The organism is Janthinobacterium sp. 35 (assembly GCF_002754575.1).
GTDB lineage: Bacteria > Pseudomonadota > Gammaproteobacteria > Burkholderiales > Burkholderiaceae_D > Janthinobacterium > Janthinobacterium tructae.
On the sequence record NZ_PEFN01000001.1, the window covers coordinates 1,672,269 to 1,693,738 of the forward strand.

Consider the following 21,470-nt stretch of genomic DNA (forward strand, 5'->3'; position numbering starts at 1 on the left):
GATTAGTGAGCTTCCTTGTTATTGTTGTTTGAACCAATCAAATGCTGCACGGCCCGTTCCATTTTCATGAAGCGGGAGCCCTTGATTAATACTGTTGCATCCGAACGGCCGGACAAGTGCGCATCGAGCGCCGCCAGCAAGCCGTCGAACTGTTCGAAATACTCCACGACCGTGCCCGATTCCTGGCTGGCGGCAACTTGCGCCGCATTGACCAGATGGCGCGCCAGGCCGCCCGTCGCCAGCACGTATTCGATGCCTTTGATGGCGGCGTAGGCGCCGATCTCTTCGTGGAACTGCTGCCCCTGCGTGCCGACTTCGCCCATCTCGCCCAGCACCAGGATGCGTGGTGCCGCAGCCTGCGCCAGCACATCGATGGCCGCGCGCGCCGAATCCGGATTGGCGTTATACGTGTCGTCGATGATGGTGGCGCCGTTGGCGGCACGTTTTTTCTGCAGGCGGCCGTTCACTGGCGCGAACGCCTCCAGGCCCTGCCGGATATGTTCGATGGCGATGCCCGCGCCAACGGCGCATGCCACGGCCGCCAGCGCATTGCGTACATTATGCTCGCCCGCCGCCTGCAAGCCGACGAAGAACTGGCGCAAGCTGCCGTCCTGCGCGCGCACGCTGACGAACATGTCGCTGCCAAAATCCTCGGCCGCGCGATGCGTGCAGCTCACGTCAGCATCCTTCGACAGGCCGAAGGTGATGACGGCGCGCGCGCCGGCCAGCTCGCGCCACACGGGCGTGAATTCATCGCCGTGCGGGAAGACGGCGACGCCGTCGTCGGCCAATGCCGCCAGCGCCGCGCCGTTCTCGCGCGCCACCGCTACCACCGTATGCATGAATTCCTGGTGCTCGCGCTGCGCGTTGTTGACCATCGCCAGCGTCGGCGCGGCGATTGCCGCCAGGCGGCCGATCTCGCCCGGATGGTTCATGCCCATCTCGATGACAGCCGCCTTGTGTTCTTCATTCAGGCGGAACAGGGTCAGCGGCACGCCGATCTCGTTATTCAGGTTGCCGCGCGTGGCCAGGCGCGCTTCTTCGCCAAAGGCCGCCGCCAGGATGGCCGAAATCATCTCCTTGACGGTGGTCTTGCCATTGCTGCCGGTGACGCCGATGACGGGCAAATTGAAACGGCGGCGCCAGTGATGGGCAATGTGTCCCAGCGCCACCAGGGTATCGGCGACCACGATGGCCGGCACCCTGGCGCTATCCCAGCCTGCGGGCAAGCGCTCGACCAGCACGGCGGCGACGCCGCGCGCGGCCACCTGGTCGAGGAAGTCGTGGGCGTCGAAACTCTCGCCGCGCAAAGCGACGAAGAGCGAGCCGGCTTGGGCGCTGCGGCTGTCGGTGGACACGCCGTCAAACGCTGCGTCGCCCGCCAGCTGCGCGCCGTCCAGCGACGGCATCAGTTCTGTCAGTGTGCCGCGCATCAGTTCGTCCTCATCATGGTCAGGCGCGCGGACAAGGCCAGCTGCGCATGGTCGGCATCGGAGAACGGCAGTTTCTTGCCCTTGATTTCCTGGTACGGCTCATGGCCTTTGCCCGCCAGCAAGATCACGTCCGGCTTGGCGGCATGCTTGATGGCCGACAGGATGGCTGCGGCGCGGTCTTCGATCGCCTGCGGCTGCGGGCCGTCTGCACGCATGCCGGCGACGATTTGCGCGATGATGGCGTGCGGGTCTTCGCTGCGCGGATTGTCGCTGGTGACCACCACGTGGTCGGCCAATTGCGCGATGGCGCCCATCTGCGGACGCTTGCCCGGATCGCGGTCGCCGCCGCAGCCGAACACGCACCACAGCTGGCCGCCACGCTCCTGCGCCACCTGGCGCAAGGCAGCCAGGGTTTTTGCCAAAGCGTCCGGCGTATGCGCGTAATCGATGACGACCATCGGCGCTTCCTGGCCACCCACCTGTTGCATGCGGCCTGGGGCCGGCTGCAGCGATTCGATGCCGTCGATGGCGGCGCGCAGGCCGGTGCCATGCGCCAGCAAGGCGCCCAGCACGGCCAGCGCGTTGCTGATATTGAAGTGACCCACCAGTTGCGTCTTGACCAGCGCCACGCCCAGCGCGCATTCCAGGTGGAAGTCGGTACCGGCATGGCGGCTGCGGAACTGGCTGGCGCGCAGCATCAGCACACCCGGCAAGTCAGGCTGGCTGGCCGCATCCTGCAAGGTGTAGCCGATGACGGGATATTCGCCGGACAGCTTGCCATCCACGTGGCGCGCCAGGCGCAGCCCCATGGGATCATCGAGGTTGATGACGGCCGTTTTCAGGCCGGGCCAGTCGAACAGTTTTACTTTGGCCGCCTCGTAGGTGGCCATGTCGCCGTGGTAATCAAGGTGGTCGCGCGTCAGATTGGTGAACATGGCGACATCGAAATGCATGCCGGCCGCGCGTTCCTGGTCCAGGCCGATCGACGACACTTCGATGGCGACGGCCTTGGCACCGGCATCGCGCATGGCGGCCAGTTTACGCGCCAGCAGCACGGCGTCGGGCGTGGTGTAGCCAGTGACGTCGAATTCGATGGCGCCGCGCGGCTTGCACAGGCCCACGCCCAACGTCCCAATGACGGACGATGTTTCGCCCAGGCGCGCCAGCGCTTGCGCCAGCCATAGCGCGCAGGATGTCTTGCCATTCGTGCCCGTCACGCCGGCGCTGAACATGGCGCTGTCGGGCATGCCGTAAAAAGCATGCGCCACGGGGCCGGCCAGGCGTTTCAGGTCGCTGACCAGCAGGTGCGGCACGCTCCATGCGGCGTTCCATTCGACGGCATCATGCACGATGGCGGCGGCGCCCTGCGCGATGGCGGCGGCGATGAAATGCGTGGCGCCCGCATAGGCGAAAAACACGTCGCCGCGCTGCACGCGGCGCGAATCGGACGTCAGCTGCCCGGACGGGGCAGCCGCTTTGATCCACAAACTGATGTCTTGTATGGTCATGAGTGACTTCACATGGCCTCCGGGCCGGCATTGGCCGGGACCACGATTTCGGTAACGGAGGAATCGGGCGGTACGTTCATCGCGCGCAGCGCGTTGGTCGCAATCGCCGCGAAAGCGGGAGCGGCAACCTGGCCGCCATAGTGGGCAGCGCCGGTTGGTTCATCGATCATCACGGCAATGATGAAGCGCGGCGCCGACATCGGCACCATGCCCACGAACGAGCCGATGTATTTGCGCGGCATCGCATAGCGGCCGTTTTCCACCTTGTAGGCGGTACCCGTCTTGCCGCCCACGCGGTAGCCGGCGACCTGGGCGCGCTTGGCCGAGCCGTGCGCGCCGGAGACCACCAGTTCCAGCATGGCGCGCATGTCGGCGGCCGTCTTCGGCTTGATCACCTGCTGGCCAACGGGCAGTTCATTGACCTTCTGGAATGACAGGGGGATCGTATCGCCATCGCGGGCGAACATCATGTAGGAGCGCGCCAGCTGGATCAGCGAGACGGAAATGCCGTTACCGTAGCTCATGGTGGCCTGTTCCACCGGGCGCCACGATTTATACGGACGCACGCGGCCGGCCACGGCGCCGGGGAAGCCCCATTTCGGCTGCTGACCGAAGCCCACCTTGGTAAACATTTCCCACATTTCCTGCGACGGCATGCCCAGCGCGATTTTCGAGGTGCCGATGTTCGACGACATCTCGATGATTTCGGAAACGCTGATCACGCCGTGCGGCTTGGTATCGGTAATCGTGCGGTCGGCGATGGTGTAGCGGCCCGGCCCCGTGTCGATCAGCGTGCCCGGCTTGACTCTGCCCGTGTCGAGCGCCAGCGAGACGGTGATCGGCTTCAGGGTCGAACCGGGTTCAAAGGTGTCGGTCATGACGCGGTTGCGCAGCTGCTGCCCGGTGAGCTTGCGGCGGTCGTTCGGGTCGTAGCTGGGGTAGTTGGCCAGGGCCAGCACTTCGCCCGTGTGCACGTCGAGCACCACGGCGCCGCCGGCCTTGGCATTGAATTTTTCCACAGCTTCCTTCAGCTGCGTGAAGGCGATGTACTGGATCTTGCTGTCCACGGACAGGGTCAGGTCCTTGCCGTCATGCGGTTCGTGGATGAAGCCGATGTCTTCGACGATGTGGCCCAGGCGGTCCTTGATCACGCGGCGGCTGCCGGTGGTGCCGACGAGGGTTTTCTGCTGCGCCAGTTCCATGCTTTCCTGGCCCACGTCTTCCACGTTGGTAAAGCCCACCACGTGGGTCATCACTTCGCCCTGTGGATAAAAGCGCTTGTATTCCTTGCGCTCGTCGATGCCGTCGATGCCCAGCTTGGAGATCTTGTCGGCCACGTCCATCTCGACCTGGCGTTTCAGGTAAACGAAGCTGCGGTCCGAATCAAGCTTCTTGCGCAATTCATTGACGTTCATTTCCAGCAAGCCGGCCAGCGCGTTGATTTTCTCGGGCGACGCCTGCAACACGTCGTCGGGAATGGCCCAGATGGCTTTCACGGGCACGGACGAAGCGAGCACCTGGCCGTTGCGGTCGGTGATCTTGCCGCGCGTGGCCGGCAGTTCCAAGGTGCGCTCGTAGCGCGCCTTGCCCTGCTTTTGCAAAAACTGCGTCGACACGCCCTGCAGCCACAGCGCGCGCGCGCCCAGGCCGGCGAAAGCGAAGAACAGCAGGAACAGCACGACGCGCGAACGCCAGACGGGCAGACGCACTGCCAGTACGGGGTTCTTCGAGAATGGCACGCCTTTCGATGCCGCCACCCGGCCGTTGCTATTACCGCCCAACTTCATTACTCGCCCTCCGTCAGGTATTGCGTACGCGCCGCCGTCAACGGCGTCATGCTCAGGTCGCGCCGTGCGATCGATTCAATGCGTTCATGCTTGCCCAAAGTGGACTGATCCAGCTGCAGTTGTGCCCAGTCGATGTCGAGCTGGCGCGACAGCGCTTGCGCGCGCTCCAGGTCGATCAGCAGGTGGCGCGACTGGTACTGCGCGTTCACCAGCGACAGGCCGCAACACACCAGCAGGGCCGACAGCACGACACACAGCTTGCCAGTCATCGGACGCCGCCACTCACCGGAATGGGCAAACGCTGCGCCACGCGCATCACGGCCGAACGCGAACGGGGGTTACCCTCGATCTCGGCATCGGACGGCTTCATCTTCAATATCAGCTTCATTTCCGGCTGCGGCAAGTCGACCGCGCGGATCGGCAGGCGGCGGTCAGGCTGCTCCACGTTCGCCTTCGAGGCGAAGAAGCGCTTGACCATGCGGTCTTCCAGCGAATGAAAACTGATCACGGCCATGCGGGCGCCAGGCGCCAGGCAGGCATACGCCTGGTTCAGACCGATCTCGAGATCCTCGAGCTCTTTGTTAATGAAAATGCGGATTGCCTGAAAGGTGCGGGTAGCGGGGTCCTTACCCTTCTCGCGGGTCTTGACGGCGCCTGCCACGATGCCGGCAAGCTGTCGTGTGCTTGAAATTGGCTGGACTGCCCGGCCAGCAACAATCGCCTTTGCAATCTGAAAAGCAAACCGTTCTTCCCCATAATCGCGTATCACTTTCTCTAAATTCTGCTCGGTTTCCACCGCCAGCCATTCGGCCGCGGAGATGCCGCGCGTCGTATCCATGCGCATGTCCAGCGGTCCGTCGTTGCGGAAGCTGAAACCGCGCGCCGCGTCGTCGACCTGCGGCGACGAGATGCCCAGGTCAAGCAAGATGCCATCGACCTGCTGCACGCCACGCTCGGCCAGGCTGGCCGTCATGGTGGCAAAGCTGTCATGGACAATTTCAAAGCGGGGGTCGCCGATTTGTTCGGCCGTGGCGATGGCTTGCAAATCCTTGTCGAAGCCGATCAGGCGCGCGTCAAGCGCCAGGCGCGACAAAATCAATCGGCTATGGCCGCCGCGGCCAAACGTGCCATCGACGTAAATGCCGTGTGCGCGGTCGCCCGTCAGGTCGAGTGCATCGACCGCTTCATCGAGCAGCACCGTGCGATGCTGAAATTCCGGCACCGTGAGTTGTGTCATTACGGAGCCTTAGAAAGAAAAATTGGAAAGTACATCGGGGGTGCCGGCATCGATCGCCTGCTGTTCTTTGTCGGCCAACTTGGCGGCATCCCATATTTCAAAGTGGCTGCCCATGCCGATCATCATGACTTCGCGCGACAGCCCCACGGCGTTGCGCAATTCGGGCGAGATCAGCACGCGGCCGGCCGAGTCCAGCTCGACGTCAACGGCGTTGCCGAGGAAGATGCGCTGCCAGGCGCGCGCCGACATGGGCCAGGCGGCGATTTGCTGGCGGTGGTTTTCCCACACGGGACGGGGGAAAAACAGCAGGCAGCCATCGGGGTGCTTGGTCAGGGTCAGACGGCCTTCGCATTGAATCGCCAGCGCGTCACGGTGCTTGGCAGGGATAGACATCCTGCCTTTGGCATCGAGATTGATTGCGGACGCGCCTTGAAACACGGAAGACCTTTTTTGAGCTTGGGTTGCGACGCTTGCGCATCATGATGAAAAGGGGAAATTTCCCACAAAAACACACTTTTTCACACAGTTGCCCACTTTAGAGTAAGCAAAGATAGTGGTCAAGCGGTTTCCGATTGGCAAAACAGGAATTTTATTAATGAAATTAAGGACTTAGCGCATATCGTTGAAGCAGTCTCAAATAAAAATATATCGATAAATTAGATACTTATGAAAGATAGTGAATGTGCTACCTCATCTGCACACATGTGTTTTCCTACCGTAAACATCAAAAAAGACGAAATGTAAAAATTGAATTTTTTACAGTTAGTTGACACATGACAATACTTTCGACCTCCAGGCACAACAACAAGCAGCCACAGCATAAGACTTGGTTTAAGGCAAAAAAATTGCGCCCTTGGCACGTACCGGCCCTGTTTTCAGGGGTTGGCCTGATGCGGATCAACTATTTTTGCAATGCAGCAATTAATTGAGACGAAGAAACTTTAACCAATTGTTCATTTTAGTTGTATATACAACTTTATCCTGATCACTATCTTTTTGGAAACAAAAAAAGCCCCTTTGCGGGGGCTTTTGGGTGGCGCGCAGCAAGCAAACCGCTGCGGCCGATACACTCCCCGGCAGGCCGGGGAGCTAAAATTCAAGTGAAGCAGGCCGGTAGGCCGGATTTTGTTACGGCGCCTTCCCTTGCAGGTTGGCGCTATGACAGTCATTCCTCTAGGCGCCAGATTACTCGGACGCTCAAGCTTTCTACCCGCACGCTCCGCGAGCAGCATCATCGCGTGCCTATTTGAAATTGCACCAGGTGGAGGTTACCGCGTTTCACCGTAACTTAATACGCTCGTCTCTGTGGCCCTATTCCTCGCCTTATACCCCTTCTCCGTACAAGTACGTCGAGTAGGCTTTCAGCGGACGGCCGTTAACCGTCACCCCGCTCTATGGAGTCCGGACCTTCCTCCCGCCAGCGCATTGCTGCGCCGGCCAGCGACTGTCTGGCCTGCTTCACCCGCCATTGTACCGCGCCGCAGCAGGTTTCTGCAAAAAGGCCTGTGCAGGAACGACACCGCTCGCAGGGCCCCTCGTCGAGCCCCGGCCCGGGGGATTGTGTAATTCGGTGTCGCCATTTCAAAAGCCGGGCCAAATCGGCTCACATAGAATGGGCAAGCTGCTTGCATGCAAGCGCATGCACACCGCTTGCCCCACTTCTTTGCCACCCCACTAGACTATAAAGAGCCGAACATGACGCAACAATCCCGTACCGGCGGCCAGATCCTGGTCGATGCCCTGCAGATCCATGGTGTCGACACCGCTTTTGGCGTGCCTGGCGAAAGCTACCTCGACGTGCTGGACGCCCTGCACGATTCGGGCATCCGCTTCATCATCAACCGCCAGGAAGGCGGCGCCGCCTTCATGGCTGAAGCCTACGGCAAGCTGACGGGCAAGCCGGGCATCTGCTTCGTCACGCGCGGACCGGGCGCCACCAACGCCTCGATCGGCGTGCACACGGCGTATCAGGATTCGACGCCGATGATCCTGTTCATAGGCCAGGTGGGCAACGATTTCGTCGACCGCGAAGCGTTCCAGGAAATCGACTACCGCCGCATGTACGGCCAGATGGCCAAGTGGGTGGCACAGATCGACCGCGCCGAGCGCATCCCCGAATACCTGGCGCGCGCCTTCCAGGTCGCCACCAGCGGGCGCCCCGGCCCTGTCGTGCTGGCCCTGCCGGAAGACATGCTCATTTCCATGGCGACTGTCGCCGACACGCGCGCCTACCAGCCGGTACAGGCATCGCCATCGGACGCGCAACTGCAGCAATTGCGCGCCATGCTGGCCGAAGCGCAGCGTCCGCTGGTCTTGCTGGGCGGCACCACCTGGACGCCGCAGGCCTGCGCCGACCTGCAACAGTTCGCGGAAAGCAAGCACCTGCCCGTCGCCTGCGCCTTCCGCTTCCAGGACTTGCTCGACAATGCCCACCCGAACTACATCGGCGATGTCGGCATCGGCATCAACCCGAAACTGGCCGCGCGCGTGAAAAATGCCGACCTGGTCATCGCCATCGGCCCGCGCCTCGGTGAAATGACGACGGGCGGCTACACGCTGTTCGACGCACCCGTGCCGCGCCAGCGCCTGGTGCACATCCATACGGACGCCGAAGAGCTGGGCAGCGTTTACCAGGCCGAACTGATGATCAACAGCGGCATGCCGCAAGCGTGCGCCATGCTGGCAGCCATGGCCCCCGTCGACGCTTCCGCCTGGAAACATACGCCGGCCGAAGCGAAGGCCGAGCTGGCCGCCTATCAGGAGCGCCCGCCCATCTTCCAGGATGGCCAGGCGCCGCTGGACCTGTGGCAAGTGACGCAGGAAATCATGGCGCAGGCACCTCTTGATACCATCCTGACCAACGGCGCCGGCAACTACGCCTCGTGGGCGCACCGTTTTTATCGCTACGGCGGCATGCGCACGCAGCTGGCGCCAACGAATGGCGCCATGGGCTATGGCGTGCCGTCCGGCGTGGCGGCGAAGATCGTGCATCCGGAGCGTACCGTGATCACCTTTGCCGGCGACGGCGAATACATGATGAATGGCCAGGAACTGGCCACCGCCGTGCAATACCAGGCGGGCGTGGTCATCATCGTCTTCAATAACCAGATGTTCGGCACCATCCGCATGCACCAGGAACGCGATTACCCGGGCCGCGTCTCGGGCACGACCCTGCATAACCCGGATTTTGCGGCGCTGGCGCAGGCGTATGGCGCGCATGGCGAAGTCGTGACTACGACAGAAGAGTTCGCCCCTGCCCTGCAACGGGCGCTGGCGCACGCCAGCGCGCACAACTTGCCAGCGTTGATCGAGCTGCGCTACGACGGCAACCTGATCACGCCGAACGCCACGCTGGCCACCATCCGCGCCACGGCGGAAAAGGCGCAGGCGGCCAAATAAGCCCGTTTCAGCGCGACAAACAACAAAGGCCCGGTCGATACCGGGCCTTTTTCTTTTTGACAGCGATGATCGCTCAGGCAGCCGGTACTGGCGCGCTTTCCTCGGCAGGCACTGCGTCGGCGGGCGCTTGCGGCACCGGTGGGCAGGGCGTGCAGTTTTTCAGGGGACGGCCGAAATCGCGCACGCGGCTCAGTTTCATGGGCATGCGCACATTGCCGCCGCAGTAATCGCCTTCCAGGGTCAGGGTTTGCCCGTCCTTGGAAAACTTGCCGACGATGGTGCGCTCTTCGCTGTCGGCGCCGGCGATGGTGAAGTCGAAGGCGCCCGTAGCGGCGTCCAGGTTGACGTCGTTGGCGACGATGGGCCAGCTCAGGGCGCCAGCAGTAAATTCATAGATGACGGAGTCGGCCTCGGCGAAGCGGTGCAGGGTTACGCGCTGGCCGCCGATTTCGCCGCTATCCTTTTGCAGGCACAGGTCCGAGTAGACGGCAACGCCGTAACGCTCCAGTCCGGCCGGCTTCTTGCCCTTGACGGCGGCGACAGCGGCACCCGTGGCGCCGGCGAATAACAACGCGGCCAGCAGGACGGCCAGGCGCGGCGATGTGTATGGAGACATGGCATTCCTTTACTTGAGTGACGGCGCCATTATAACTGGCACCGCCCATGCAAAAACGCGCCGCCAGGCCGAAGCCAGACAGCGCGTTTCTTTGCTTGCAGCATCCCCGAAGGGATGCCTGAGCGGTACTAAGCTTCGCTTGCGCGAATATTAGAACGAGTGACGAACACCAACGTTGAACGCTTGGTCGCCCGAACCAACATTGCTGTTGTTACCAACGGTGTAACCAGCGTTGTTTTTGTTCGAGATTTTAGCGTACGAAGCGTAGGTGCTGGTGCGCTTCGACAGAGCGTACGAGTAGCCCACTGCGAACTGGTTCGCATCGGCGTTCGAGAAGCCGTTTTTGTCGTTGACGTGGATGATCGAAGCCATCACGGTGCCGGCTGGACCAACTGGTACGGTTGCGCCGATCAGGGCGGTGGTGCTGTCGTTGGACAGACCACCGGTCGATACGGTGTTGAACAGGTTACCCTCTTTTGCGTTGTTACGGGTCGAGCTGTTCAGGCCTTTGTTGACGCCGTATGCAACATACGCTTTCGCTACTGCGAAGTCGTAGTTAGCGGCTACCAGCCAGTTACGTGCGCTGCCAACATCGCTGGTGGCGGTTTCGTTGCTGGTGGTGTTGTAAGCAACACGTGCGTTCAAAGGACCGTTAGCGTAGCCAACCGATGCGCCCATTTGGCGACCGATTTTGCTGGATACCAGGCTCTCTTGGTCTTTGTTGCCGGTGCTGTAAGCAACGTCAGCGTCAAAGCCGCTGAAGTTTGGCGACGAGTACAGCACGGTGTTGCTGGTACGGGTGGTGTTCGCTGGGAACAAGTTCTTGGCGGAACCAGCGTAGCCAGCTGCGAATGGATCAGCAACTTTCGACAGGGTGTTGTACCAAGGGGTGTATTGACGACCCAGGGTTACGGTACCAGCCGTTTTGCTGCTCAGGCCAACATAGGCTTGACGACCAAACAGGGCTTCACCATCTTGCGAACCGGAATCAACTTTGAAACCCGATTCCAGAACGAACAGTGCCGACAGGCCGCTGCCCAGATCTTCGGTGCCTTTGAAGCCGATACGCGAAGCCGAAGCAACGCCGCTATCGATTTTGTTGACGGTGCCGGCTGAGCCGCCGCGCTCGCTGACGAAACCAGCGTCAACGGTACCGTAGATAACAACGCTCGATTGAGCTTGGGCTACGCCAGTGGCTGCTGCCAGGACTGCCAGGGTGATCAGAGTTTTTTTCATTGCGATTTCCTTTAATTTTTGAAGCAAAAAGTAATACAGCCTATGCATCTCGAGCTGCGCTCTAGCAGAGCGCTTTTTATGAGTGAGGGCAAGGTCTCCACCTGCCACATTGCTGTTCCGGTCAGGGGAACATTCATATCGGTATCGGCACGCTATTGCACCGATAAGCTTGAAGGCTGCATAACGACCGTCATTCGTGCGCCGGTTCGGTGCTCAAACGGCACCGGAAGCGGCACTATAACGACCGTTTCACATTCCATCAAGTTCCAACATGTTACTTCCGGTACCAGGCCGGGGGCTTTTTCAGGCATCCCGACCATCGCCAACCGTACTACGCGACAGAGCCAGTGCCCCTTGCCAACCAATGCATGGGCCTGATTGACCATTCCATCATAGCGCATGGTTTGCTGGCACCCGTTGTATTAGTGCAACAGTATCAGGCGAGTGATTAAAACGTCAACATGCTTTACCCATCATTTGCCCTCCAAGACTTACGCGACAAAGCGCACAGTTTGTCAGGCGATAATGGATAAACGGGACGAAGCATACACGGCATCGCCAATGTTTGCTGCCAGATGCCCAAAAACGGGAAATAATGCGCCCTGTTTTGGTGCGTTGCCGCATTATTCAGGGGCGTAGGCGCCAATTCGCGCGTCGGCGCAGGCGTTCAAAAAATAGCCAAAGTGACAATTAAATTACTGACTTTCCGGTAATTTAAATTGCTCACATATAAATGTTTTCCATGTTTACCAGCGCATGCGCCAGCTACCCGCCAGGAACGCATGAGGACGACTCTTGCTTGCAAATTGCGCATCAATTGAAACAATTTCTTACAATGTTGCCTTCTCAATATTTTGACAATTTTGTTTCTAAAAAACGACACTTTGACCGAAATCAAGTTTTCACCTGACCTATTTCACACAATTTACTTTTTCTTTTTTGTATTTTTTGCTTAAAAGCATCGCTAAATCGCCTTAGCGCTGGCTTGCGCGCCGGAGCAGGCGCATGAAACCGCCCAGCAGAGGCAGTTTTTCATACAATTCTTCCGCCACATCCCAATAATCGCGGTGCAAGACCACCCGTCCCTGCGCATCGAAGCGCACATGGGTGGCGCCACGAATACATTGTTCGCCAGATACCAGTCGCTTCATGCGGAAACGAAACTCCCACGTCAGGAAGGCTTGCGTCCCCTGCCCCAGGCTTTCCAGCACGACAAACCGCGGCGCATCGACCTGCACGAACATGTGCTCGAAGATGGCCAGGATGGCGGCATGCCCCTGCACCTCGTTGAACGGATCCTTGAAATGGGCATCCGGCGCGTACACGGCGCCCAGTTGCGCCAGGTTGTCGATGCGCAGGTGCTCGTAAAACGCCACCAGGCGCGCCAACGGGTCATCCATGCTTGCGTTCATAGGCCAGTCACCTTGCGGATCAGCCAGAAATAGGCGCGGTACGGCAACAGCCGCGCCAGGCGCAGGATATTCGTGAAGCGTTTGGGAAAGTGGATGTGAAACTGCCCCCGCTCAATGCCGTCGAGCATGGCGGCGGCCGCGTCGTGCGCCGTCATCAGGGCAGGCATCTTGAAATCATTGTCCGCCGTCAGCGGCGTGGCGACGAAGCCGGGATTGATTTGATACACGTCAATGCCACGCCCATGCAAATCCAGGTACAGCGACTCCGTCAGGTTGATCAGCGCCGCCTTGCTGGCGCCATACGCGAGCGCCTTGGGCAAGCCGCCATAGCCGGCCACCGAGCCGACGATGCCGATGCCGCCGCTGCCCTGGCGCAACAGCCACGGCAAGGCTTGCTCCAGGCAATTGAAGACGCCGCCCACATTCAAGGCCAGCAAGTCCTGCGCCGCCTCAAGGTCAAAGCTATCGGCGCGCATGGCCTGATAGCCGCCGGCCACCACCAGTATCAGGTCGATATGCGTCCACTGCTGCTGCAATTGCGCGCAGACGGCCCGCAACTGCGCGGGCTGGGTGATATCGAGCGGCAAGGCCTGCGCCAGCGGCTGCCCCTGGCACAGCAGTTCCAGGCTGGTCCGATGGCGGGCCGACAGGGCCACGCACGCGCCCTGCTCCAGCAACAAGGTGGCGCACGCGGCGCCGATGCCGCTGGAAGCGCCGATGACCCACACGCGCTTGCCGGCCCAGCTGGTGATCTTGCGATTCATGGGGCCGCCTTTGATGGACGCTTGCTGAACGATAAAGTGACGGCGCCCAGGCTGAAGCCGAACTTGCTCATGGCGGCGCGGTTGAGCATGACCTTGTCATCCATCAGGAACATCCAGTCCTCGAAATCGACGTGGTAAACCGTGCCATCGACGGGCAGTGCCAGCACATATTGCCAACGCAAGGCATTGCCGGCCACTTCGCCGATGGCCTCGCCGACCACGTCGGGCGCCGTGCCGATGAAGCGCCCGGGCGCCGTCTTGCGCAATGTCCACACGCGGCGTTGTTTGCTGCCGTCCGAATACGTGAAATCCTCGTCCAGGGTGCCCGTCTCACCCACCCAGCTGGCCCGCATCACCACCGTGAAGCGCTTGACCACCTTGCCCGAGCGGTCCTGAAAGATGCCGTGAGCATCGAGCGTGCCGTTGAAGTACTGCTGCAGATCCAGTACGGGCAATTCCTGCGCGTACGTGGCGGGGGTGGGCGGCGTTGAGCAGGCGGCCAGCGCCAGCAGCACAGCCGCCGCCGCTATGCCGCGTCGGCAGCATTTCATGAGGTGCATGGTCGAATCTCCAGTTGATCGCTATATATATGTTGTAAGGGCGCGCGCCACAGCAGCAGCGCGGCCAGCAGTTTCAGGGCGCAGGGCAGCAAGGCGTAAGCGACAGACAGGGCCGGCAAGCCTTTGTTGCTGCCCGGCACATAGCCGAGCCAGGCCAGCAGGGGCAAGGCGATGCCGGCCGCCAGTGCCAGGCTCATTTGCACGCCCCAGTTCCACCAGCCGAAATACGCCGCTTCGTGCCGCCCGGCATGGCCCGCCGCGCCGATCAGCCCTGCCAGCAGGGCCGGCGGCAAGGCCAGGTCGGCACCCAGCGCCAGGCCCGACAGCAGGCAGATACTGGCAAAGCCCCAGGCGGCGCCCGCGTCCAGGCCATACGCCCAGACAAACACACCGGCGGCCAGCAGCATGGCGCCACCCCAGGCACGCGCTTCGCCAAAGCGGCGCGCCAGCGCCACCCACGCGGGCATCGAGGCGGCCGCCGCGCAAAAATACACAATCAGGAACGGACCGGCGTAATGCCCCAGGCGCAGATAATCGCCGGCAAAGAACAGGAACAGGGTGGCGGGAATGGCGGCGGCCACGCCATTGACGAGCAGGACGGCGAACAGCCAGCGGAACGCGCGCTGGCGCAATGGCAGGCGCCAGGCGCCAGCGGGCAGCGCCTGCGTGCCTTGGCGCAAAAGCGGACGCGGCGCGCGCGCCAGCAACAGCGCGCCCGTCGCCAGCAGGCACACGGCAAAAGCCAGCGACAAGCCGTCATAGCCGAGCACGGAAGTCAATCCTGCCGCCAGGATCACGCCGAGCAAGCCGCAGCCTTCGCGCACGGCCGTCACGCGCGCCCGCTGCGCACGCGCCTGGCTCAAGGCCGCGCCCCAGCTCTGGTGCGCGATGCCGGCCAGGCCATAGGCGGTGTAGACGAACAGCAAGGCAGCCAGGAACCAGGCCAGGCTTGCCCCATGCGACAGGGACGGCGGATGGAACAGGGCGCCAAAGCCCAGCAGCAGCAGCGGTAGCGCCGCGCCGACATAGACGGCATAGCTGCGCCGGCCATGCGCCATCCAGGCGCCGAGGGCCGGATCGATGAAGGCGGCGGCGATGCGGGCCGCCAGCAGCACGGCGCCGATTTGCGCCAGGTCAAGGCTGCTGCGCTGCGCATAAAATGGCGCCACATATATATAGATGGGCAGTGCCAGCATGGCCAGCGGCAAGCCGAACAGGCCATAACTGAACAAGGCAGGCAAGGTCAAAGCGCCGGCCCCGCTACTCATGGCAGTGGCGCCGCACTCTGCAGCAGGGCCGCGCGCAGCTTCGGCGCCGTCGAGTCGGGCGACAGCCAGATGGCGAAGAAAGCGCGCGCGAAGTCGCCATCGCTCACGTCGGCCAGCACCTTGCCATCGAGATAAAAACGCACGCCAGGCGCGATGCCGGCCCGGTAGGCGCCCGCGATGCGCTGGTCTTCCTTGACGTCAGGAAAGATGCGCTGCATCGTGGCCAGCCACGCCAGGCGCTGCTGCTCCGTGCCGACGCCCAGCTTTTGCATCTGCTCATGGCTGGCTTCGGCGATCTTCTTGCCGTCAAGCGCACGCGCGTAGCGCAATTCCAGCACGAACGGCGCCGTTGCCGACGCCACGCCCTGGTAACCGTTCGCGCCCACCCACAGTTGCGCCCGATAAATCCGCATGCCGAACCACGTGTATTCGCCCTCGCCCGCCAGGCGGGCCTCGGGCACGTCGGCAGCGATAAAGCCAGGCGGCGCGGCCACGGCACCGAACATGGTCAATGACAGCACAACAGTGGCAAGCAGGCGGCGCATGGTCAGTCCTTGATCAGGGTAAATTGCATCACATCCGTGTTGTGCGCCTGGAAGGCGGCCTCGCAATACGCGAGGTAAAACTCCCAGGTCAGCAGGAAACGGCCGTCGAAACCCTGCTTTTCCAGCGCCGTGCGCTGGGCCAGGAAACTGGCGCGCCACTGGCGCAAGGTTTCCGCGTAATCGAGGCCAAAGCTGAAGGCGTCCTCCACGCGCAAGCCCTGCGCCTCGGCGGCGCGGCGAAATTCCAGCGGCGAAGGCAACATGCCGCCCGGGAAAATATACTGTTGAATGAAATCCGTGCTCTTGCTGTAGCGCTGGAACAGTGCGTCGGCGATGACGATGGTCTGGATGCAGGCGCGTCCGCCCGGCTTCAGGTTGCGCGCCACGCAGGCGAAATAGCCGGGCCAGTAGCGTTGTCCCACGGCTTCGAACATCTCGATCGAGGCGATGGCGTCGTACTGGCCGGCGCTGTCGCGGTAGTCGCACAACTGCAGGTCGGCCTGCCCTGCCAGCCCCGCGTCCTGCAGGCGCTGGCGCGCATAGGCCAACTGCTCGGTCGACAAGGTCAGGCCCGTCACGTGGGCGCCGTTATCGCGCGCCGCCGTTTCCGCAAAGCCGCCCCAGCCGCAGCCAATTTCCAGCACGCGCTGACCCGGCTGCAGCTGCAGCTGGCTGGCGATGCGCCGGTATTTGGCACCTTGCGCCTGTTCCAGGCTGGCGCCTTCGCTAAACAGGGCGCTCGAATACGTCATCGATGGATCCAGCCACAGCTGATAAAAGGCGTTGCCGATGTCGTAATGGGCGTGGATATTCTTCTTGCTGCCGGCGCGCGAATTACGGTTGAGCAAGTGCCGCACCTTGTACAGCAGGCTGCCCCACCAATTGCCGTAGATCAGCGATTCAATCTGCGCGCGGTTGCGTATCATCAATTCGATCAAGCCCGGCAAATTGTCCGTGCGCCAGTCGCCGGCGATGAACGTTTCCGCAAAGCCGATGTCACCCGAACGCAACACGGCCGAGCACAGGTGCCAATTGTGCAAGTCCAGGGTGACGGGGTGGCTGGCGTCGCCATACAGCAAGATACGGCCATCGGGCGTGCGCAGGCGCAGGGCGCCATATTGCAGTTTTTCCAGCAGGCGCAGAATCATGCGCGCGGCAGCGGGCAGATCCAGATGTTCATGCACATGGGTCGGGGACGGGCCGCTGCGCGCATGCAGGCCGGTCGGCAGGGAATCGGAGCTCATCGGGACACCTTTTCTTGTGGAGGGTGGGGTTTGCTGAAAAACGGCACGCGGCGCAGCCACAGGCGCAAGGCTTGCCAATGGATGCGCGCCATCACGCCAAACGTCATCAGGGGATAGCGCAGCAAGGCCCAGGCGATGGCGCCATCGCGCAGCGGCTGCGCCGTGCCGGACAAGCTGGTCTGCAAAATCGGACCGTCGAGGTCGTCATAATCGACGCGGGCCAGGTGGCGCTCGCCATCCTTGTCGTGGTTGCGCAGGAAACGGAAACGGTACTGCCCTTCCACCTTGCAAAACGGCGACACATGGAAAATCTTCTTGGCACGCAATTCGCTGCCATACGCGATGGCGCCGCCCTGTTCAAGCAAGTACAGATGGCGCTCGCCAAAGGTATTGCGCACATCGCAGAGCACGGCGCGCAGCGCCCCATCCGGGCGGTGGCAAAACCAGAAGCTGACGGGGTTGAAGACATAGCCGCACAGGCGCGGCATGGTTTGCAGCCAGATTTCGCCACCCGCGTCCAACACGCCATGCTGCTGCAGCAAGCCGTCGATCCACTCCAGCAGCGGCGTCGTGCCATCGCCATGGTCGCTGTCGCGGAAGGCCAGCACATTGGCACCGTTGCGCGACATCAAACGGGCCGCGAAATCCTGCGCGCCCAGGCTGCGCAGGGGCAGGCGCAGATAAAACATGCCGTAACTGAAGGCATGTGCGCGCGGGCGCAGCCGCGCATGGCGAACCAGGCCCAGGCATAGCTGCGGCTGGGCCGGTTGCGCGGGATCACGCGGCATGGCCGAGCTCCGAAGCGGCCATGCCATTGAGCGCTTGCGCCACGGCCAGGCCCGACTTCAAGCCGTCCTCATGGAAACCGTAGCCCGTCCAGGCACCCGCGAACCAGGTGTGCTGCGCGCCCTGGAAGCCGGCCAGGCGCGCCTGGGCGGCAATGGCCGCGCCATCGAACACGGGATGCGCATACGAAAACTCGTCGAGAATGGAGGCCGGGTCCGGTTCATCGAGGGGATTGAGCGAAACGATGACGGGCGTGGTGAACGGCAGCGGCTGCAACTGGTTCAGCAAATAATGCACGCATACCTGCGGCGCCTCGCCTTGCGCCACTGTCGGCCGTCCCTGGTAATTCCAGGCCGACCAAGCCTTGCGGCGTTGCGGCAGGCAGGACGCATCCGTATGCAGCACGGCCCGATTCGGCTGGTAGCGTACGGCTTCGAGCACAGAGCGCTCGTCGTCACGGATATCTCCCAGCAGGGCCAGCGACTGGTCGCTGTGGCAAGCGAGTACGACGTGATCGACATGCTCGACGCCGGCGGCCGTGTGCAGCTCGACCATGCGCGCGCCACCATGAGCCTGGCGACGCACGGCCAGCACGGGGCACGCCAGGCGCTGCTGCGGAATGCCCGCCAGCAGTTTTTCCACATACACGCGCGAACCGCCCCGTACCGTGCGCCATTGCGGCCGGTCGCTCACTTGCAGCAAGCCATGGTTGTGGCAGAAACGAATGAAGGTGGCCAAGGGAAAGGCCAGCATCTGGCGCGCCGGGCACGACCAGATACAGGCGGCCATTGGCAGCAGATACCAGTGGCGGAATTCATCGCCATAGCCGTGCTGGTCGAGAAACTCGCCCAGTGACAGGGCCGGCGCCGGCACGCTGGCCGTGGCCAGGGCGCTGGCCTGGCGGTTGAAGCGCACGATATCGCGCAGCATGCGCAGGAACGCGGGGCGCAGCAAGTTGCTGCGCTGGGTAAACACGGTATCGAAATTGGCGCCCGCCCATTCCAGCACGCGCGCATCGGACGCAGTGCCGAGCGGCATTTTCACGGAAAACGACATGTCGCTGTCAGCCGCCTCGACACCGAGTTCATCAAACAGTTGCACCAGGTTCGGGTAGGTGGCGTGGTTGAACACGAGAAAACCCGTGTCGACGCCATGCGTGACGCCATCGAGCGTGACATCCACCGTATGGCTGTGGCCGCCAAAATAGTCACCCGCTTCGTACAAGGTGACGTCCTGGCCGGCTTGCGCCAGGCGATAGGCACACGACAAACCTGCAATTCCTGCTCCGACGACGGCAATTTTCATGAATACACCTGTGTTAAGTTTGTCCTGGACAAAACGAGCCTCATGGATAATCGATGAAATATTGATTTATGTCAATGAGTGCCCTGAGCCGTTCACAAACTTATACGTCGGCAATGTCTAATCGGATTCAGCTATTTGGTCAGGGGCGGCGGAAGGCGTAAAATGCATGCCACGTTCTTCCGCAAGCGAGCAAAGCCACCCTGGTATGGATACTGACCTGCAACCCACTTCCGCCTTCAGCATCAGCGATGTCGAACGCGATACCGGACTGGCCAAGGAAACCTTGCGCGTGTGGGAGCGCCGCTACGCCTTTCCCCAGCCCCAGCGCGACGCCTTTGGCGAGCGCAGCTACCCGGCCGAGCAAGTGCAGAAGTTGCGCATGGTCAAGCGCCTGCTGGACCTCGGATTTCGTCCGGGCAAAATCATGCAACACAGTACCGTGCAACTGCAGCAGCTGGCCAACGCCGGCAGCGCGGCGCCGTCAACCCGGGCACCCCAGCTCGAACGCTACCTGGCCCTGTGCCGTGGCCACCAGATGGCGGAACTGGGCGACGCCCTGCGCCAGGCGCTGGCCGTGCTGGGCTTGAAAGCGTTCACCATCGACGTCATCGCGCCCCTGACGGGAATGGTGGGCGAAGCGTGGGCTTGCGGCGACCTGGCCGTGTATGAAGAGCATCTGTATAGCGAAACCTTGCAAACGGTGATGCGCCATGCCATTTTTTCCCTGCCGCAGGCAAGCAGCCCGTCGACGCGCACGCCGCGTATCGTCCTCAGTACCTTGCCGCAGGAGCGGCATGGCCTGGGGCTGCTGATGGCCGAGGCGCTGTGCGCGGCGGCTGGCGCCCATTGCATGTCGCTGGGGGTGGAAACACCGCTGGCGGACATCGTCGCGGCCGCCCGCGCGCAGCGTGCCGACATCGTGGCGCTGTCGTTTTCCAGCGCCAGCAAGCAACGGCTGACGCGCGACAGCCTGCAGCAGTTGCATGCAAGCTTGCCGCCAGACATCGAGTTATGGGCTGGCGGACGCAGCCCCGTGCTGACCAGGCAGCCACCGGCGTTCCTGCATGTGCTGGACTTGCGGCAAGTCGAGGAAAGCATCGCCGACTGGCGCCGCCGCCATCAGGCGCGGGCCCTGCAAACCCATTGATCCGGCTGGAAAGCGCGGCAACTGCGGCGATCTCCGTGGATAGCCGCGCAATGTTGCCAATCGAACAGTAAAGCATGAAGGGCCGGGCGCGCTCTGGTAGAATAGCCCGTAACACAGTGTCCGGCGCCGCCGGGCCTTAGGTCAGCACCCGCCACCACACATCCATGTTTAGTTTCTTCAAGAAAAAACCCACCGCTCCCGAGGCTGCGCCAGCCGAGCCCCTCGTCCTTCCCGCCGCCACGCCGCCTGCACCGCAGCCTGCCGTTACGCCCCTGAGCGGCGCGCCAGCCGAACTCGTGCCCGTGATCGTGGCCGCCGAACCCGAGAAAAAATCGTGGATGACGCGCCTGAAAGCCGGCCTGTCAAAAACCTCGAACACCTTATCCGTGCTGTTCGTCGGCGCGAAGATCGACGACGCCCTGTACGAAGAGCTGGAAGCAGCGCTGCTGATGTCCGACGCGGGCATCGACGCCACCGAATTCCTGCTCACGGAATTGAAGAAAAAGGTCAAGGAAGACAAGCTGCTCGACGCCGCCGCCGTCAAGGCAGCGCTGAAAGTGCTGCTGACCGACCTGCTCTCGCCGCTGGAAAAGCGCTTCGAGCTGGGCCGTCACAAGCCGCTGGTGATGATGATTTCCGGCGTGAATGGCGCCGGCAAGACCACCACCATCGGCAAGCTGGCCAAGCACATGCAGTCGAATAACCAGTCCGTGCTGCTGGCTGCGGGCGACACCTTCCGCGCCGCCGCGCGCGAGCAGCTGATGGTCTGGGGCGAGCGCAACAACGTCACCGTCATTTCGCAGGAATCGGGCGACCCGGCCGCCGTGGCCTACGACTCCGTGCAATCGGCAAAAGCGCGCGGCATCGACGTGGTGATGGTCGACACGGCAGGCCGCTTGCCGACGCAGTTGCACCTGATGGAAGAGTTGAAGAAAATCAAGCGCGTGATCGGCAAGGGCATGGAAGGCGCGCCGCATGAAACCCTGCTCGTCATCGACGGCAACACGGGCCAGAATGCCCTCACGCAAGTGAAAGCGTTCGACGATGCCCTGCAATTGACCGGCCTGGTGATCACCAAGCTCGATGGTACCGCCAAGGGCGGCGTGCTGGCGGCGATTGCCCGCGTACGCCCCGTCCCCGTGTATTTCATCGGCATCGGTGAGAAAATTGAAGACTTGCAGCCTTTCGTGGCTGCCGAATTTGTCGAAGCGCTGCTCGGATAA

The 21,470-nt window shown here is 62.2% G+C and carries 19 protein-coding genes and 1 other RNA gene; 3 read left to right on the forward strand and 17 right to left on the reverse strand.

The genetic code is table 11. The features are described from left to right. Positions 1-2: 2 nt before the first annotated feature. The 7 genes from CLU93_RS07495 to rnpB all read right to left on the reverse strand — a co-directional run bounded on the left by CLU93_RS07495 (position 3) and on the right by rnpB (position 7,425). On the reverse strand, positions 3-1,433 hold the full coding sequence (locus CLU93_RS07495; RefSeq protein WP_099760602.1) for a UDP-N-acetylmuramoyl-tripeptide--D-alanyl-D-alanine ligase: 1,431 nt from the start codon (positions 1,431-1,433) through the stop codon (positions 3-5). Next, the gene (locus CLU93_RS07500; protein WP_099760603.1) at positions 1,433-2,941 is read right to left on the reverse strand and encodes a UDP-N-acetylmuramoyl-L-alanyl-D-glutamate--2,6-diaminopimelate ligase; all 1,509 of its coding nucleotides are present in this window, start codon (positions 2,939-2,941) and stop codon (positions 1,433-1,435) included. The genes CLU93_RS07495 and CLU93_RS07500 overlap by 1 nt, the downstream gene beginning before the upstream one ends. Positions 2,942-2,949: 8 nt before the next feature. Further along, positions 2,950-4,728, reverse strand: coding sequence for a peptidoglycan D,D-transpeptidase FtsI family protein (locus CLU93_RS07505; protein ID WP_099760604.1), 1,779 nt, complete (start codon positions 4,726-4,728; stop codon positions 2,950-2,952). Further along, the gene (gene ftsL / locus CLU93_RS07510; RefSeq protein ID WP_034748894.1) at positions 4,728-4,997 is read right to left on the reverse strand and encodes a cell division protein FtsL; all 270 of its coding nucleotides are present in this window, start codon (positions 4,995-4,997) and stop codon (positions 4,728-4,730) included. Before ftsL ends, CLU93_RS07505 begins: the two co-directional genes overlap by 1 nt. Then, entirely contained in the window at positions 4,994-5,965 is a 972-nt protein-coding gene (gene rsmH / locus CLU93_RS07515; protein ID WP_099760605.1) for a 16S rRNA (cytosine(1402)-N(4))-methyltransferase RsmH, read from the reverse strand. The genes ftsL and rsmH overlap by 4 nt, the downstream gene beginning before the upstream one ends. A gap of 9 nt (positions 5,966-5,974) precedes the next feature. Next, positions 5,975-6,403, reverse strand: a complete 429-nt coding sequence (gene mraZ / locus CLU93_RS07520) for a division/cell wall cluster transcriptional repressor MraZ (RefSeq protein WP_099760606.1) — start codon at positions 6,401-6,403, stop codon at positions 5,975-5,977. Between the two features lie 660 nt (positions 6,404-7,063). Beyond that, positions 7,064-7,425: RNase P RNA component class A (rnpB, locus tag CLU93_RS07525), an RNA gene on the reverse strand. Positions 7,426-7,660: 235 nt separating this feature from the next. Between rnpB and CLU93_RS07530 the strand changes: the two genes are divergently transcribed. Continuing rightward, positions 7,661-9,364, forward strand: a complete 1,704-nt coding sequence (locus CLU93_RS07530) for a thiamine pyrophosphate-binding protein (RefSeq protein ID WP_099760607.1) — start codon at positions 7,661-7,663, stop codon at positions 9,362-9,364. Between the two features lie 73 nt (positions 9,365-9,437). On the opposite strand, the gene CLU93_RS07535 is transcribed toward CLU93_RS07530, so the two are convergent. The 10 genes from CLU93_RS07535 to CLU93_RS07580 all read right to left on the reverse strand — a co-directional run bounded on the left by CLU93_RS07535 (position 9,438) and on the right by CLU93_RS07580 (position 19,100). Then, a complete protein-coding gene (locus CLU93_RS07535) occupies positions 9,438-9,980 on the reverse strand; it encodes a hypothetical protein (protein ID WP_099760608.1) in 543 nt (180 codons plus the stop codon). A gap of 150 nt (positions 9,981-10,130) precedes the next feature. Next, positions 10,131-11,216: a porin gene (locus CLU93_RS07540; protein ID WP_099760609.1), complete on the reverse strand. Its 1,086-nt coding sequence runs from the start codon at positions 11,214-11,216 to the stop codon at positions 10,131-10,133. A 974-nt stretch (positions 11,217-12,190) separates the two neighbouring features. Then, positions 12,191-12,628 carry a nuclear transport factor 2 family protein gene (locus CLU93_RS07545; RefSeq protein WP_099760610.1) on the reverse strand — a complete coding sequence of 146 codons (438 nt, stop codon included), beginning with the start codon at positions 12,626-12,628 and terminating at the stop codon, positions 12,191-12,193. Next, positions 12,625-13,392: an SDR family NAD(P)-dependent oxidoreductase gene (locus CLU93_RS07550; protein ID WP_099760611.1), complete on the reverse strand. Its 768-nt coding sequence runs from the start codon at positions 13,390-13,392 to the stop codon at positions 12,625-12,627. The genes CLU93_RS07545 and CLU93_RS07550 overlap by 4 nt, the downstream gene beginning before the upstream one ends. Beyond that, positions 13,389-13,952: a DUF3833 domain-containing protein gene (locus CLU93_RS07555; RefSeq protein ID WP_099760612.1), complete on the reverse strand. Its 564-nt coding sequence runs from the start codon at positions 13,950-13,952 to the stop codon at positions 13,389-13,391. The genes CLU93_RS07550 and CLU93_RS07555 overlap by 4 nt, the downstream gene beginning before the upstream one ends. Beyond that, complete coding sequence (locus tag CLU93_RS07560) at positions 13,940-15,220, reverse strand: MFS transporter (protein ID WP_099760613.1); 1,281 nt, start codon at positions 15,218-15,220, stop codon at positions 13,940-13,942. Before CLU93_RS07560 ends, CLU93_RS07555 begins: the two co-directional genes overlap by 13 nt. Further along, the gene (locus tag CLU93_RS07565; RefSeq protein ID WP_099760614.1) at positions 15,217-15,765 is read right to left on the reverse strand and encodes a chalcone isomerase family protein; all 549 of its coding nucleotides are present in this window, start codon (positions 15,763-15,765) and stop codon (positions 15,217-15,219) included. The genes CLU93_RS07560 and CLU93_RS07565 overlap by 4 nt, the downstream gene beginning before the upstream one ends. 2 nt (positions 15,766-15,767) lie before the next feature. Continuing rightward, entirely contained in the window at positions 15,768-17,009 is a 1,242-nt protein-coding gene (locus CLU93_RS07570) for an SAM-dependent methyltransferase (protein ID WP_243420122.1), read from the reverse strand. Beyond that, entirely contained in the window at positions 17,006-17,797 is a 792-nt protein-coding gene (locus CLU93_RS07575; RefSeq protein ID WP_099760615.1) for a DUF1365 domain-containing protein, read from the reverse strand. The genes CLU93_RS07570 and CLU93_RS07575 overlap by 4 nt, the downstream gene beginning before the upstream one ends. Beyond that, on the reverse strand, positions 17,787-19,100 hold the full coding sequence (locus CLU93_RS07580) for an NAD(P)/FAD-dependent oxidoreductase (protein ID WP_099760616.1): 1,314 nt from the start codon (positions 19,098-19,100) through the stop codon (positions 17,787-17,789). Before CLU93_RS07580 ends, CLU93_RS07575 begins: the two co-directional genes overlap by 11 nt. Positions 19,101-19,266: 166 nt before the next feature. Between CLU93_RS07580 and CLU93_RS07585 the strand changes: the two genes are divergently transcribed. Further along, positions 19,267-20,247 carry a MerR family transcriptional regulator gene (locus CLU93_RS07585; RefSeq protein ID WP_243420121.1) on the forward strand — a complete coding sequence of 327 codons (981 nt, stop codon included), beginning with the start codon at positions 19,267-19,269 and terminating at the stop codon, positions 20,245-20,247. Between the two features lie 164 nt (positions 20,248-20,411). Further along, positions 20,412-21,470, forward strand: a complete 1,059-nt coding sequence (gene ftsY, locus CLU93_RS07590; protein WP_099760618.1) for a signal recognition particle-docking protein FtsY — start codon at positions 20,412-20,414, stop codon at positions 21,468-21,470.

Bases quoted from the DNA above. Each gene is read 5' to 3' on its own strand.
- CLU93_RS07535 (WP_099760608.1), bottom strand. From the start codon at position 9,980: ATGTCTCCATACACATCGCCGCGCCTGGCCGTCCTGCTGGCCGCGTTG.
- CLU93_RS07555 (WP_099760612.1), bottom strand. From the start codon at position 13,952: ATGCACCTCATGAAATGCTGCCGACGCGGCATAGCGGCGGCGGCTGTG.
- rsmH (WP_099760605.1), bottom strand. From the start codon at position 5,965: ATGACACAACTCACGGTGCCGGAATTTCAGCATCGCACGGTGCTGCTC.
- CLU93_RS07550 (WP_099760611.1), bottom strand. From the start codon at position 13,392: ATGAATCGCAAGATCACCAGCTGGGCCGGCAAGCGCGTGTGGGTCATC.
- CLU93_RS07530 (WP_099760607.1), top strand. From the start codon at position 7,661: ATGACGCAACAATCCCGTACCGGCGGCCAGATCCTGGTCGATGCCCTG.
- CLU93_RS07575 (WP_099760615.1), bottom strand. From the start codon at position 17,797: ATGCCGCGTGATCCCGCGCAACCGGCCCAGCCGCAGCTATGCCTGGGC.
- CLU93_RS07540 (WP_099760609.1), bottom strand. From the start codon at position 11,216: ATGAAAAAAACTCTGATCACCCTGGCAGTCCTGGCAGCAGCCACTGGC.
- CLU93_RS07585 (WP_243420121.1), top strand. From the start codon at position 19,267: ATGCCACGTTCTTCCGCAAGCGAGCAAAGCCACCCTGGTATGGATACT.
- ftsL (WP_034748894.1), bottom strand. From the start codon at position 4,997: ATGACTGGCAAGCTGTGTGTCGTGCTGTCGGCCCTGCTGGTGTGTTGC.
- CLU93_RS07545 (WP_099760610.1), bottom strand. From the start codon at position 12,628: ATGAACGCAAGCATGGATGACCCGTTGGCGCGCCTGGTGGCGTTTTAC.
- CLU93_RS07495 (WP_099760602.1), bottom strand. From the start codon at position 1,433: ATGCGCGGCACACTGACAGAACTGATGCCGTCGCTGGACGGCGCGCAG.
- CLU93_RS07570 (WP_243420122.1), bottom strand. From the start codon at position 17,009: ATGAGCTCCGATTCCCTGCCGACCGGCCTGCATGCGCGCAGCGGCCCG.
- ftsY (WP_099760618.1), top strand. From the start codon at position 20,412: ATGTTTAGTTTCTTCAAGAAAAAACCCACCGCTCCCGAGGCTGCGCCA.
- CLU93_RS07560 (WP_099760613.1), bottom strand. From the start codon at position 15,220: ATGAGTAGCGGGGCCGGCGCTTTGACCTTGCCTGCCTTGTTCAGTTAT.
- CLU93_RS07565 (WP_099760614.1), bottom strand. From the start codon at position 15,765: ATGCGCCGCCTGCTTGCCACTGTTGTGCTGTCATTGACCATGTTCGGT.
- CLU93_RS07505 (WP_099760604.1), bottom strand. From the start codon at position 4,728: ATGAAGTTGGGCGGTAATAGCAACGGCCGGGTGGCGGCATCGAAAGGC.
- CLU93_RS07580 (WP_099760616.1), bottom strand. From the start codon at position 19,100: ATGAAAATTGCCGTCGTCGGAGCAGGAATTGCAGGTTTGTCGTGTGCC.
- CLU93_RS07500 (WP_099760603.1), bottom strand. From the start codon at position 2,941: ATGACCATACAAGACATCAGTTTGTGGATCAAAGCGGCTGCCCCGTCC.